Below are 13,280 nucleotides of genomic sequence, written 5' to 3'. Positions count from 1 at the left end.
TGCAGATAAAGTTGACGTGGTTTGAAGAAGTATAAAAACTCTCTAATTCCCTTAAAGTAGGAACTAGAGAGTTTTTTTAATCTTTAAAACTTGTATGGTTGACTGGGCCAGAACCATGGCCGAGTTGAGGAGCGTCTTGGATGGCCTTTGTGATAAAGGCCTTGGCCTTATCAACTGCCTGATAGAGGTTTTTCCCCTTGGCTAGTTCAGCAGTGATGACTGCAGCAAAGGTACATCCAGTACCATGTGTATGACAGGTTTGAATTCGTGGACTTTCCCAGACAAATTGCTCCTCCTTGGTAAAGAGGAAATCTTTGGCACCGCCTTCGAGATGCCCACCTTTAATAACAACAGACTGAGGACCAAATTCTTTTAAAATCAGGCGACCAGCACGCTGCATGTCTTCAGGATCATGGATTGAAAAACCAACAATCTCTTCTGCCTCAGGAAGATTCGGAGTGATAATGGTTGCAAGGGGAAGTAGGTTTGTTTTTAGGTAAGTTCTGGCACTGGTATCAATCAGAGTGTCTCCACTAGTAGCGACCATAACAGGGTCAAGAACATAGGGACAATCCAGCTCTTTAAGATAGGGCTGGATGATTTCCATAATTTCAGTAGTCGCCAACATGCCAGTTTTTACAGCCTGAGGCTTGATATCCGAAAAGACACTCTCCAATTGGGATTTCAACATTTGAGGAGAAACGTGCTCGATCAATTGAACGCCTCTGGTATTTTGAGCGACAAGACTGGTCACAACGGCCATTCCATAGACATCTCTAGCTTGGAATGACTTTAAATCAGCCATAATGCCAGCACCGCCACTAGGGTCAGTCCCTGCAATGGTCAAAGCAACGGGTAAATAAGTCATCTAAAACCTCCCAACCAACTGAAGTTTGTATTCTTAAGAACAAGCTGGTCCGTTTTAGAAAGGCAATAGAAGACTGCTAGCCCCCATTATCATTTCCACTTCCATCAGCTAGCATTACCTAGATTGAGTCAAAGGGTCTAACAGTCGTTAATCTCAGCTTTACGCACCCCTAGTGGTTGTTTTCTTTTTTTCTTTAGTATAGCATATTTTTATAGTTTATATAGTAAGATTTGACTGCAAATCCTTTATCAAATGGTTAAAATTCAATTTTTCAAAGAAAAGCTTAATTTCATAGTTGACAAATGTAGATTATAAGGGTATACTGATAATTGAAATTGACAAATGTAGATTTAGGAGGTGTGATGATGCAGATTTCAGATGCAGAATGGCAGGTCATGAAGATTATTTGGATGCAAGGAGAGCAGACTAGTACGGATTTGATAAGGGTTCTGGCGGAGCGGTTCGACTGGTCCAAGTCAACCATTCAAACTCTTTTGGCTCGTTTGGTTGAGAAAGAGTGTCTGACAAGGAAAAAAGAAGGCAAGTTCTTTGTTTATTCGGCGCTTTTAACTCTAGACCAAAGCCGAGACTTGCTTGTCCAAGATATCAAGGACAAGGTTTGTTCCCGTAGGATTAAGAACTTGTTGGCTGATTTGATTGCTGAATGTGATTTTACTCAGGCTGACTTGGAAGACTTGGAAGCTGTGATTTCTGAGAAGAAATCAAGCGCTGTAACAGAAGTAAAATGTAATTGTATGTAAAGGAGACGTCATGTTAAATAGTATTGTAACCATTATTTGTATTGCCCTTATCGCGTTTATCTTGTTTTGGTTTTTCAAAAAGCCTGAAAAATCTGGACAAAAGGCCCAGCAAAAAAAGGGCTACCAAGAGATTCGAGTGGAGGTCATGGGGGGCTATACGCCTGAGTTGATTATCCTCAAGAAATCAGTGCCAGCCCGCATTGTCTTTGACCGCAAGGATCCTTCACCCTGTCTGGACCAAATTGTTTTTCCAGACTTTGGTGTGCATGCGGACCTGCCTATGGGGGAAGAGTATGTAGTGGAAATCACACCTGAAGAATCAGGAGAGTATGGTTTCTCTTGTGGTATGAACATGATGCACGGCAAGATGATTGTAGAGTAGGAGGAGACTATGACAGAAAATGTGAAAGCTAGCCTAGAAAATGGCATTCAAAAAATCCGTATCACGGCAGACAAAGGCTACCATCCAGCCCACGTTCAACTGCAAAAAGGAGTTCCTGCTGAGATCACCTTTCACCGTGTGACACCTTCAAACTGTTACAAGGAAATTCTGTTTGAAGAAGAAGGCATCTTGGAACCAATCGGCGTAGATGAGGAGAAAGTCATTCGTTTTACACCTCAAGAATTAGGCCAACATGAATTTTCTTGTGGCATGAAGATGCAAAAGGGGAGTTATACCGTAGTTGAGAAGACTCGAAAATCTCTATCACTTTTACAGCGTTTTTGGATTACTAGTATCTTTACTGTGCCTCTTGTGATCCTCATGATTGGGATGTCGACAGGAGGAATTAGTCACCAAGTCATGCGTTGGGGCACCTTTTTAGCCACAACACCGATTATGCTAGTAGCAGGTGGTCCTTATATCCAAAGTGCTTGGGCTAGTTTTAAAAAGCACAATGCCAACATGGATACCTTGGTTGCGCTGGGAACCCTAGTGGCCTATTTCTATAGCTTAGTTGCCCTCTCCGCTGGTCTCCCTGTCTACTTTGAAAGTGCTGGATTTATCCTCTTCTTCGTTCTTTTGGGAGCAGTTTTTGAGGAAAAAATGCGGAAAAATACGTCCCAAGCTGTGGAGAAATTACTTGACTTGCAGGCTAAAACTGCAGAAGTCTTGCGTGAGGATAACTATGTTCAAGTTCCTTTGGAGCAAGTCAAGGTAGGTGACCTGATTCGAGTGCGTCCCGGTGAAAAGATTGCGGTTGATGGTGTCGTAGTAGAAGGTATCTCTAGTATTGATGAGTCTATGGTGACAGGTGAGAGTCTGCCTGTGGACAAGACAGTTGGAGATACCGTCATTGGTTCAACCATCAATAATAGTGGAACACTTGTTTTTAGAGCAGAAAAAGTTGGTTCAGAGACTGTTTTGGCTCAGATTGTGGATTTTGTGAAGAAAGCTCAGACAAGTCGTGCGCCGATTCAGGACTTGACGGATAAAATTTCAGGGATTTTTGTCCCAGCAGTTGTCATTTTAGGGATTGTGACCTTTTGGGTTTGGTTCGTCTTGCTCAGGGATAGTGTAGTTGTGCTTGGAGCGAGCTTTGTGTCTTCGCTTCTCTATGGAGTAGCAGTTCTGATTATTGCCTGCCCTTGTGCATTGGGACTTGCAACACCGACAGCCCTTATGGTGGGGACAGGTCGCAGTGCCAAGATGGGAGTTCTCCTCAAAAATGGAACGGTTCTACAGGAAATCCAGAAAGTTCAAACTATCGTCTTTGATAAGACAGGGACTTTGACGGAAGGGAAACCTGTGGTCACAGATATCATCGGCGACGAAGTAGAAGTGCTTGGATTGGCAGCTTCCTTGGAAGAAGCTTCTCAACACCCACTGGCTGAAGCCGTTGTGAAACGAGCTAGTGAAGCTGGACTTGAGTTTCAAACTGTTGAAAATTTCCAAGCCTTGCACGGAAAAGGTGTCTCAGGGCAAATCAATGGAAAACAAGTTTTGCTTGGAAATGCTAAAATGCTGGATGGCATGAACATTTCAAGCGTTTATCAAGAAAAATTAGAAGAACTGGAAAAAGAAGCTAAGACAGTTGTGTTCTTGGCTGTTGAGAATGAAATCAAAGGCTTGCTTGCTTTGCAAGATATTCCTAAGGAAAATGCTAAGCTTGCCATCAGTCAGTTGAAAAAACGAGGTCTTAAAACAGTCATGCTGACAGGAGACAATGCAGGTGTGGCGCGTGCTATTGCCGATCAGATCGGAATCGAAGAGGTCATTGCAGGTGTCTTACCAGAAGAAAAAGCCCATGAAATCCATAAACTACAAGCGACTGGAAAAGTAGCCTTTGTTGGTGATGGTATCAATGACGCTCCTGCCCTCAGTGTAGCAGATGTGGGGATTGCTATGGGAGCTGGAACAGATATTGCCATCGAGTCAGCAGATTTGGTGTTGACAACTAATAACCTCCTAGGAGTGGTTCGTGCCTTTGACATGAGTAAGAAAACCTTTAATCGAATTCTGCTCAATCTTTTCTGGGCCTTTATCTACAATGTCGCCGGAATTCCGATTGCAGCAGGAGTCTTTTCAGGTGTTGGACTGGCTCTCAACCCAGAACTGGCAGGTCTAGCCATGGCCTTTAGTTCTGTATCTGTTCTGACAAGTTCACTATTACTAAACTTTAGTAAAATAGATTAAAAGCGGGCTTGCTCGCTTTTTATACTCTTCGAAAATCTCTTCAAACCACGTCAGCGTCGCCTTACCGTAGATATATGTAACTGACTTTGTCAGTCTTATCTACAACCTCAAAGCAGTGCTTTGAGCAACCTGCGACTAGCTTCCTAGTTTGCTCTTTGATTTTCATTGAGTATTATTATAAAACAGAAACTAAAAACGTTTTCAATCTGTACTGTAATAGAGAATAAAAACTTCTGAGCAGATTCTTAGTAAAGTCAAAATAATTGTGGTAAATTAGTAGAGTAAAAATTTGCTGAAACGTTTTCAAAAACTGTATGAAACCTTTTTTAGTAGATTTAAAAATATTTGAAGGAGAGTTATCATTATGACTCAAGGGAAAATTACTGCATCTGCAGCAATGCTCAACGTATTGAAAACATGGGGCGTAGACACAATCTACGGTATCCCATCAGGAACACTCAGCTCATTGATGGACGCTTTGGCTGAAGACAAAGATATCCGCTTCTTGCAAGTTCGCCACGAAGAAACAGGTGCTCTTGCAGCGGTTATGCAAGCTAAATTTGGCGGTTCTATCGGTGTTGCAGTTGGTTCAGGTGGACCTGGTGCAACTCACTTGATCAACGGTGTTTACGATGCAGCTATGGATAACACTCCATTCCTTGCTATCCTTGGATCACGTCCAGTTAACGAATTGAACATGGATGCTTTCCAAGAATTGAACCAAAACCCAATGTACAACGGTATCGCTGTATACAACAAACGTGTAGCTTACGCTGAGCAATTGCCAAAAGTAATCGACGAAGCTTGCCGTGCTGCAGTTTCTAAAAAAGGTCCAGCTGTCGTTGAAATTCCAGTAAACTTCGGTTTCCAAGAAATCGACGAAAACTCTTACTATGGATCAGGTTCATACGAGCGTTCATTTATCGCTCCTGCTTTGAACGAAGTTGAAATCGACAAAGCTGTTGAAATCTTGAACAATGCTGAACGTCCAGTTATCTATGCTGGTTACGGTGGTGTTAAAGCTGGTGAAGTGATTACTGAATTGTCACGTAAAATCAAAGCACCAATCATCACAACTGGTAAAAACTTCGAAGCTTTCGAATGGAACTACGAAGGTTTGACAGGTTCTGCATACCGTGTTGGTTGGAAACCAGCCAACGAAGTGGTCTTTGAAGCAGACACAGTTCTTTTCCTTGGTTCAAACTTCCCATTTGCTGAAGTATACGAAGCATTCAAAAACACTGAAAAATTCATCCAAGTGGATATCGACCCTTACAAACTTGGTAAACGCCACGCCCTTGACGCTTCAATCCTTGGTGATGCAGGTCAAGCAGCTAAAGCTATCCTTGATAAGGTAAACCCAGTTGAGTCTACTCCATGGTGGCGTGCTAACGTGAAGAACAACCAAAACTGGCGCGATTACATGAACAAACTCGAAGGTAAAACTGAGGGTGAATTGCAATTGTATCAAGTTTACAATGCAATCAACAAACATGCTGATCAAGACGCTATCTACTCAATCGACGTAGGTGACACTACTCAAACATCTACTCGTCACCTTCACATGACACCTAAGAACATGTGGCGTACATCTCCACTCTTTGCGACAATGGGTATTGCCCTTCCTGGTGGTATCGCTGCTAAGAAAGACAATCCAGATCGCCAAGTATGGAACATCATGGGTGACGGTGCATTCAACATGTGCTACCCAGACGTGATCACAAACGTTCAATACGACCTTCCAGTTATCAACGTTGTCTTCTCAAATGGTAAATATGCCTTCATCAAGGACAAATACGAAGACACAAACAAACACTTGTTTGGTTGTGACTTCACAAACGCTGACTACGCTAAAATTGCTGAAGCTCAAGGAGCTGTTGGATTTACAGTAAACCGTATCGAAGATATCGACGCAGTTGTTGCAGAAGCTGTTAAATTGAACAAAGAAGGTAAAACTGTTGTTATCGATGCTCGCATCACTCCACACCGTCCACTTCCAGTAGAAGTACTTGAATTGGATCCAAAACTTCACTCAGAAGAAGCAATCAAAGCCTTCAAGGAAAAATACGAAGCAGAAGAACTCGTACCATTCCGTCTCTTCTTGGAAGAAGAAGGTTTGCAATCACGCGCAATTAAATAATTCCTCTCGTCGAAAATCAAAGATAAATTTATAGACTTCTTTATTAGGTTACTGCCGACGATTCCATCATTGAAACCTTAATTTTCAATGATGGAATCTAGTGCGGAGCCTAGAAAAAGTCCCAAAGGATTTTTCGTAGTTTGATGAGCAAAGAATTGCCATCAAACTTGGTTCCGCCTTGTTTATTCTTTGATTTGCATAGAGAGAAACTTGAAAAGATCGGAGCAATCCGGTCTTTTTCTGGAGGATAGTAAATGAATTTAAATCAATTAGACATCATCGTTTCAAATGTTTCCCAAGTCTGTGCTGACTTGGAGCATATTTTGGATAAAAAGGCAGATTATGTTGATCAAGGCTTTGCTCAGTTTACGATTGGCAGTCACTGCCTCATGTTGTCGCAAAATCATTTGATTCCTTTGGAAGATTTTCAGTCAGGAATCATTCTTCACATTGAGGTTGAGGATATAGAGCAGAACTACCAACGGTTGAAAGAAATTGGTACTGAGATTTTACATGGACCAACTGTAACCGATTGGGGGACAGAATCCCTACTAGTTGAAGGACCTGCCGGTCTAGTGATTGATTTTTATCGTATGAAGTAGGACATAGTAGAGTTTGATCGCCAACAAAAGTTATAGTATAAGAAGGGATTTCTTTACTATTTTTATAAAATATTCTCTCTACTTTATAAGATATAAAAAAGAGTTCAACTGGAACTCTTTTTTTGCTATAATGAGGGGAGAAAAATCAGACAGGAGATTGACATGTCAGAACCATTATTTTTACAATCAGTTATGCAAGAAAAAATTTGGGGTGGAACAAAGCTACGTGATGAGTTTGGTTACGACATCCCAAGTGAAAAAATCGGAGAATACTGGGCCATCTCAGCTCATCCAAATGGTGTTTCAAAGGTAGCCAATGGTCGTTTTGAGGGAACAGACCTAGCTACTTTGTATGCGGAACACCGTGAATTGTTTGGCAACCGTCCAGAGCCTGTATTTCCACTTTTGACCAAAATCCTCGATGCCAACGACTGGCTCAGTGTGCAAGTTCACCCAGATGATGCTTATGGTTTAGAGCATGAAGGCGAACTTGGAAAAACAGAGTGCTGGTACATCATCGCTGCAGATGAAGGTTCAGAGATTATTTACGGTCACAATGCTAAGTCAAAAGAAGAACTTCGCCAACAAATCGAAGATAAAAACTGGGATGCCTTGCTGACAAAGGTTCCTGTTAAGGCTGGAGATTTCTTCTATGTACCAAGCGGAACCATGCACGCTATCGGGGCAGGCATCTTGATTCTTGAAACGCAACAGTCTAGTGATACAACTTACCGTGTTTACGACTTTGACCGCAAGGACGATAAAGGTAACTTGCGTGAACTTCACCTTGAAAAATCCATTGATGTTTTAAACATTGGCGAGCCTGCAAACAGCCGTCCTGTGACTGTCAAAGCAGATGATTTGCGTTTCACTCTCCTTGTATCCAATGATTTCTTCGCAGTTTACAAGTGGGAAATCGATGGAAAAGTTGACTTCGAAAAGACAGTTGACTACAGCTTGTTTAGTGTCTTAGCTGGCCAAGGTCAACTGACTGTTGATGGGAAAAACTATCCAATCCAAAAAGGTAGCCACTTTATCCTACCAAGTGATGTTGAATCTTGGACTCTAGAAGGGCAAGGGTTGGAATTGATTGTTAGTCATCCATAAAAAAGAAAGGGCCTGAGTTCATTACTCAAGTCCTTTTTGATTACATAAATTGGGCGATAAAGACCACAATGATGATAATTGGAATGATAAAGCGAAGAAGGAAGAGCCAGGCTTGGAAAAGTCCCTGTTTCCATGCTGTTTCATCGAGATGGAGTTCCTCCAGGGCAAGAGCATTTTTGAAGATGTAGCCTGTAAAGAGTGAAAGGCAGAGAGCTCCAAATGGCATGAGGAGATTGGAAACTAAGAAGTCCATAGCGTCAAAGAAGGTCTTCCCAAAGATGTGAACATCCGCCATGACACCGTAAGATAGGGCTGAAGGAATTCCAAAGACAAAGGTCAAGATTCCTAAAATCACACTCCACTTGGCACGCTTGCTGTTATCCTGATTGGTGATATTTCCTACATTGATTTCCAGCATCACGACAGAAGAAGTGACCGTCGCAAAGAGGAAGAGCAAGAGGAAGAGGATGTAGAAAATGGTTCCAAAAGGCATCTTGTCAAAGAGTTGAGGCAAGACGATAAAGAGCAAACTCGGTCCCCCTTCAGACTGGATATTGAAGGCTGACATAGCTGGGAAAATGGCGAGACCTGCCATGATGGATACTGAGATGTTCATGGCTACAATGGAAATCCCTGATTGGACCAGATTGGTTTTCTTGTCCAAGTAAGAAGCATAGGTCAGCATGGCTGTAACCCCTAGTGAGAGGGCAAAGAAAGATTGTCCCAGAGCATAGAGGAGACCAGAGCTAGTCAATTTTGAAAAGTCTGGTTTGAGGAAGTAAAGAACGCCTTCCATGGCATTTGGCAAACTGAGAGAGCGCCCGATGATGACAACAAAGATGATAAAGAGGAGAGGCATCATAACCTTAGATGCTCTTTCAATCCCTTTTTGAACACCACGTGATACAATAAAGATATTCAACAGAATAAAGGCTGCTTGAGCTCCTAGGGCAATGACTGGATTTGAAATGATGGAAGTAAATAACTGAGCGTAATCACTAGTTACACCAAGTTGGAACAATTTTCCAAACTCAATGCCTAGATAGACTAGAATCCATCCTCCAATAACACTGTAGAAAGATAAGAGGATAAAGAGAGCAAAGGCACCAATCCAACCGATAAAGTTATACTTGCCATTTTTGCCGAGTTTTCCAAAGGTTTTAATCCCAGAAACACCAGCGCTTCGGCCGAGGGCAAATTCAGCTAGCAAAAGAGGGAAACCGATTAAAATGGTAGAAACGAGAAAGACCAGTAAAAAGCCTCCTCCGCCATTAGCAGCAGTCATATAGGGGAATTTCCAAACGGCACCAAGCCCGATGGCTGAACCAGCAGATGCTAGGATAAAGCCCAGTTTAGAACCCCATTGTGATTTTTCAGACATAGTTAAACTCCTAAAATTAATGTTACAAAAGAAAAAGCTACTGCCCTTGGCAAATAGCCTCATCAGTACTCAAACTGAGCGTTTCTTTTGATTGATAGACTTGACTATCCTATCATGTTTTCTAAGGTCTGTCAAGAAAACCATTTTCAAGTTTTCACAGCTTTCTCAAAAAGTTTAAAAAATCTCACAAAAATGCTTGACTCTGACCTAAGGGGAGGGGGTATACTATCAATGTAAGGAGGAAATCATGTACCATATAAAAGAAGCTGCGCAACTTTCAGGTGTCTCTGTTAAGACCTTGCACCACTACGATAAGATAGGTCTTCTGTTCCCCATAAAGTCGGAAAACGGCTATCGAATCTACAGTAAAGAGGATTTGGAACGCCTTCAGGTCATTCTTTACTACAAATATCTAGGTTTTTCTTTAGAAAAAATAGCAGAGCTCCTAAAGGAAGATAGATCAGATTTGTTGCCTCACTTGACCAGACAGTTGGACTATTTGACTCGAGAAAGGCAACATCTGGATAGTTTGATTTCCACCTTGCAAAAAACCATTCAAGAACAAAAAGGAGAAAGAGAAATGAGCATTCAAGAAAAATTCGCAGGATTTAACTACCAAGACAATCAAAAATACCACCAAGAGGCGGTAGAGAAATATGGACAAGAAGTGATGGACCAAGCGCTCGAACGCCAAAAAGGTCACGAAGACGAAGCTACGGCTGCCTTCAACCAAGTTTTTCGAACCTTGGCACAAAATCTTCAAGTTGATTTACCTGCAACAGCAACTGAAAATCAAGAGCAAGCAGCCAAGCTCTTGCAAGCCATCCGTACTTATGGATTTGATTGTTCTGTTGAGGTATTCGGTCATATCGGAAAAGGCTACGTATATAACCCAGAGTTTAAAGAAAATATTGATAAGTTTGGACCTGGTACGGCCCAGTACACATCAGATGTCATTGCCCACTATGTCCAAACTCAGACAAAATAAAATCGGAGGAGTGTTCTTCCGATTTTTTCTAACTTCAAATACTACTTGCTTAATAATTTTTCTACTACATTCAGTTTTCGCATGGTCAAATCTACATTAAAAAGCTTTTCAAGATAGTTGGTATTAAGTTTCTTTTGTTTTGCAGTTCTAGGGAGATAGAGGTAAAGACAATGGTTACCGATACAAATTTCTTCTTCACCGTAATCGATTTTTAATTTTTCTAAAGGGAGGCTTTGAATAGGTTCTTGATAAAAAATCACGTGTACACGGTCATAAAGATAGTGTTCTCCAAACGGGTTTTCTTGGACAATTTTTGTAAAATTACTTTTGTTCTTGATTACCATTTTTAAGTCAGCACCAATTTTTTCCTTTATTAGAGCGTGAACCTGTTCTCGTATTTCTTCTAGGGTCAAGTCACTTTCAAGAATGATATTTCCACTTTGAATATAAGTTCGAACTTGTTGAAACCCAGCTTCTGTTAAAATATCTACTAAATAAGACATTTTGGGGATAGCATTTTTTCCATTAGGAGTAACACCTCTTAGTAAAATAATATGTTCCAAAGGACTTCCTTTCTTATTTGGTATTTTAGTCATTCAATTATTTATATATTTGATTTGAGCCTGCTACCCAGCCAGTACAGAGAGCAGAAGTGATGTTGAAGCCACCTGTGTGGGCATTGATATCTAGTACTTCACCTGCAAAGTGAAGGCCAGGAACCAGTTTGCTTTCCAGCGTTTTAGGATTAATTTCCTTGAGACTGACCCCACCCTTGGTAACAAAGGATTTAGCAAGAGACATTTTACCAGTTACAGGGATTTTTAATTCCTTGATGGATTTAATTAGCTGTTCTCGTTCTTTTTCAGTCAGCTGTTTAACTTTATCAGGATATCCTTGTACAAAAAATTCTGCCAAACGTTCTGGTAACATGGTTTTTAAGGCATTTTTCAAGGATTTTTCCCGATTTTCTTCTAGAAATACAACCAAGTCCTCCTCAGAAAGTTGAGGCAAAACATCAAGTGAGAGAACCTCTCCACCCTTGACAAAGCTGGACATACGTAGGGCAGCAGGACCGGATAGACCAAAGTGGGTAAAGAGTAAATCATGAGTGATAACATGCTTGCCATAGCTTAAGGTCACATCATCCAGTGAAATTCCCTGCAAGGCCTTATGTGGAAAATCCGTCAATAAAGGACTTTCAGCTGCCTCAAGCTCCGTAATGGTATGTTTGAAATGGCGGGCAATCTCATGGCCAAAACCAGTCGAACCAGTGGAAGGATAGGATTTTCCGCCAGTTGTGACAATGAGTTTCTCACAAGTGAAGGTTTGGTCCGCTGACTTAAGGACAAACTGGTCATCTACCTTTTTAACCGAAACAATTTCTGTTTGAGTGAGAACTTGTCCTCCTAGCTCAGTGATTTTCTTTTCCAAGGCCTCGATAATGGTCCGAGACTTGTCACTAGCAGGAAAGACACGGCCGTGGTCTTCTACCTTAAGTTTAACACCATTTTCTGTAAAGAAGTTAATAATATCATGGTTATCAAACTGGGAAAAGACACTGTATAGAAAGCGACCATTTCCAGGGATTCCAGCTAGTAGGTCGTCTAGAGTTCCGTTGTTCGTTACATTGCAACGTCCCCCACCAGTTCCAGCTAATTTTTTTCCAAGCTTCCGATTTTTTTCGATGAGGAGGGTTTTCTGTCCATAAAAGCTACTGGAAATGGTAGCCATCATACCGGCAGGTCCCCCACCGATGACAATAGTATCAAAATGTTTCATAGCTCTATTGTACCACAAAAAAACAAGAGATGAAGTCACCTCTTGTCAAGAATGTAATTAATCAATTTCATATCCCATCAGCAAACCGCCATCTTCTGCATAAAAACTGCAGAGACCAGAGGTTGGGAGAATTTTGATATTGGCTTGTGGGAAGGTTTCTAGCAAGCGTTCTGACAATTGTTGACAGAATTTTTCATTGCTGCGATGAGCCATAACGATACGCCCACCAGCATAGCCAGCTTTGATGAGTTCTTCATAGGCTGCTTGAAGGGATTTTTTGGGTCCACGAGCCTTTTGTAGTAGTTCTAGGGTTCCAGTTTCACTAGCTTCTCCGACCATACGGATGTTGAGAAGACCAACGACTGTACCGATAAGCTTGCTCAAACGGCCGTTTTTAACCAAGTTATCGACTTTAGCTAGGACAAAGAGCAACTTAGTTTTTTCTTGATAAGCTGTGATAGCTTCAACCACTTCATCAAAAGATAAGCCTTGGTCAATCAAGTCATTTAATTTTTCTACGAGCAAGTCAACTTCTCCACCAGCAGACAAACTATCAATCACATGAATCTTAGTGTCAGGATTTTCTTCAAGATAAATATTCTTAGCTAGTTGAGCACTATTGTGACTGCCAGAAAGAGTACCGGTGATGGTTACTAAGAAAATGTTTTTGGCTCCTTCAAATGCTCGTAAATAATCATCTGGGCTTGGACAAGCTGATTTTGAAGCTTCTGCAGTTGCATACATGGTTTCCATCATTTGGTCAATATCAAGACTGGCATCATCAATAAAGATTTGATCAGCTACTTGAATGGTTAAGGGAACACTTACAAATGTCGTGTCAATAGCTGGTGTTGGCAGTTGACGATAATCACAACCAGAGTCAGCAATAATCTTCCAAGTCATAGAAATTCTCCATCTTTGTCAGTTATACATTGACAAAGGTTCTGTCTTTTTTTACAATTATATCATGAAAACCCTTGAAACAAAAGCTTAATCCGTCTGTTGTGACAAGTAGAAAG

The 13,280-nt window shown here is 41.3% G+C and carries 12 protein-coding genes and 1 riboswitch; of the genes, 7 read left to right on the top strand and 5 right to left on the bottom strand.

Going from position 1 to position 13,280, the window contains the following annotated elements; translation table 11 throughout:
- Window positions 1-76: 76 nt before the first annotated feature.
- Window positions 77-868, bottom strand: coding sequence for a bifunctional hydroxymethylpyrimidine kinase/phosphomethylpyrimidine kinase (gene thiD, locus M1F37_RS01900; protein ID WP_247934502.1), 792 nt, complete (start codon window positions 866-868; stop codon window positions 77-79).
- Window positions 869-951: 83 nt separating this feature from the next.
- A riboswitch (TPP riboswitch) is annotated at window positions 952-1,049 on the bottom strand.
- Window positions 1,050-1,233: 184 nt separating this feature from the next.
- Here thiD and M1F37_RS01895 point away from each other — a divergent pair.
- From M1F37_RS01895 to manA, 6 genes are all read left to right on the top strand, one after another.
- Window positions 1,234-1,629: a CopY/TcrY family copper transport repressor gene (locus tag M1F37_RS01895; RefSeq protein ID WP_001167197.1), complete on the top strand. Its 396-nt coding sequence runs from the start codon at window positions 1,234-1,236 to the stop codon at window positions 1,627-1,629.
- A gap of 10 nt (window positions 1,630-1,639) precedes the next feature.
- Window positions 1,640-2,011, top strand: coding sequence for a cupredoxin domain-containing protein (locus M1F37_RS01890; protein WP_247934501.1), 372 nt, complete (start codon window positions 1,640-1,642; stop codon window positions 2,009-2,011).
- 9 nt (window positions 2,012-2,020) lie between these two features.
- On the top strand, window positions 2,021-4,264 hold the full coding sequence (locus M1F37_RS01885) for a heavy metal translocating P-type ATPase (protein ID WP_247934500.1): 2,244 nt from the start codon (window positions 2,021-2,023) through the stop codon (window positions 4,262-4,264).
- A gap of 364 nt (window positions 4,265-4,628) precedes the next feature.
- Window positions 4,629-6,404: a pyruvate oxidase gene (gene spxB, locus M1F37_RS01880; protein ID WP_247934499.1), complete on the top strand. Its 1,776-nt coding sequence runs from the start codon at window positions 4,629-4,631 to the stop codon at window positions 6,402-6,404.
- A 254-nt stretch (window positions 6,405-6,658) separates the two neighbouring features.
- Window positions 6,659-7,006 carry a VOC family protein gene (locus M1F37_RS01875; protein WP_247934498.1) on the top strand — a complete coding sequence of 116 codons (348 nt, stop codon included), beginning with the start codon at window positions 6,659-6,661 and terminating at the stop codon, window positions 7,004-7,006.
- Window positions 7,007-7,168: 162 nt separating this feature from the next.
- Window positions 7,169-8,113, top strand: a complete 945-nt coding sequence (gene manA / locus M1F37_RS01870; protein WP_247934497.1) for a mannose-6-phosphate isomerase, class I — start codon at window positions 7,169-7,171, stop codon at window positions 8,111-8,113.
- Window positions 8,114-8,153: 40 nt separating this feature from the next.
- Here the strand turns inward: manA and M1F37_RS01865 are convergent, their stop codons facing one another.
- Window positions 8,154-9,494 (bottom strand): sodium-dependent transporter, encoded by a 1,341-nt coding sequence (locus tag M1F37_RS01865; RefSeq protein ID WP_247934496.1) that lies wholly within the window; start codon window positions 9,492-9,494, stop codon window positions 8,154-8,156.
- Window positions 9,495-9,741: 247 nt separating this feature from the next.
- Between M1F37_RS01865 and M1F37_RS01860 the strand changes: the two genes are divergently transcribed.
- Entirely contained in the window at window positions 9,742-10,482 is a 741-nt protein-coding gene (locus tag M1F37_RS01860) for a MerR family transcriptional regulator (protein WP_247934495.1), read from the top strand.
- Window positions 10,483-10,523: 41 nt separating this feature from the next.
- Here M1F37_RS01860 and M1F37_RS01855 read toward each other — a convergent pair whose 3' ends face one another.
- The 3 genes from M1F37_RS01855 to M1F37_RS01845 are packed head-to-tail and all read right to left on the bottom strand — an operon-like array spanning window position 10,524 to window position 13,164.
- Window positions 10,524-11,045 (bottom strand): DUF1697 domain-containing protein, encoded by a 522-nt coding sequence (locus tag M1F37_RS01855; protein WP_247934615.1) that lies wholly within the window; start codon window positions 11,043-11,045, stop codon window positions 10,524-10,526.
- Between the two features lie 37 nt (window positions 11,046-11,082).
- Window positions 11,083-12,261 carry an NAD(P)/FAD-dependent oxidoreductase gene (locus tag M1F37_RS01850; RefSeq protein ID WP_247934494.1) on the bottom strand — a complete coding sequence of 393 codons (1,179 nt, stop codon included), beginning with the start codon at window positions 12,259-12,261 and terminating at the stop codon, window positions 11,083-11,085.
- 57 nt (window positions 12,262-12,318) lie between these two features.
- Window positions 12,319-13,164, bottom strand: coding sequence for a DegV family protein (locus tag M1F37_RS01845; protein WP_247934493.1), 846 nt, complete (start codon window positions 13,162-13,164; stop codon window positions 12,319-12,321).
- Between the last annotated feature and the right edge of the window lie 116 nt (window positions 13,165-13,280).

Source organism: Streptococcus mitis (genome assembly GCF_023109105.1).
Lineage (GTDB): Bacteria > Bacillota > Bacilli > Lactobacillales > Streptococcaceae > Streptococcus > Streptococcus mitis_BW.
Note: the sequence above shows the minus strand (reverse complement) of the source record. Positions and strands in the feature narration are given on the sequence as shown.

Coding starts and splice junctions, on each gene's coding strand:
- M1F37_RS01895 (WP_001167197.1), top strand. CDS start 1,234: ATGCAGATTTCAGATGCAGAATGGCAGGTCATGAAGATTATTTGGATG.
- thiD (WP_247934502.1), bottom strand. CDS start 868: ATGACTTATTTACCCGTTGCTTTGACCATTGCAGGGACTGACCCTAGT.
- M1F37_RS01845 (WP_247934493.1), bottom strand. CDS start 13,164: ATGACTTGGAAGATTATTGCTGACTCTGGTTGTGATTATCGTCAACTG.
- M1F37_RS01890 (WP_247934501.1), top strand. CDS start 1,640: ATGTTAAATAGTATTGTAACCATTATTTGTATTGCCCTTATCGCGTTT.
- M1F37_RS01850 (WP_247934494.1), bottom strand. CDS start 12,261: ATGAAACATTTTGATACTATTGTCATCGGTGGGGGACCTGCCGGTATG.
- M1F37_RS01875 (WP_247934498.1), top strand. CDS start 6,659: ATGAATTTAAATCAATTAGACATCATCGTTTCAAATGTTTCCCAAGTC.
- spxB (WP_247934499.1), top strand. CDS start 4,629: ATGACTCAAGGGAAAATTACTGCATCTGCAGCAATGCTCAACGTATTG.
- M1F37_RS01865 (WP_247934496.1), bottom strand. CDS start 9,494: ATGTCTGAAAAATCACAATGGGGTTCTAAACTGGGCTTTATCCTAGCA.
- manA (WP_247934497.1), top strand. CDS start 7,169: ATGTCAGAACCATTATTTTTACAATCAGTTATGCAAGAAAAAATTTGG.
- M1F37_RS01885 (WP_247934500.1), top strand. CDS start 2,021: ATGACAGAAAATGTGAAAGCTAGCCTAGAAAATGGCATTCAAAAAATC.
- M1F37_RS01860 (WP_247934495.1), top strand. CDS start 9,742: ATGTACCATATAAAAGAAGCTGCGCAACTTTCAGGTGTCTCTGTTAAG.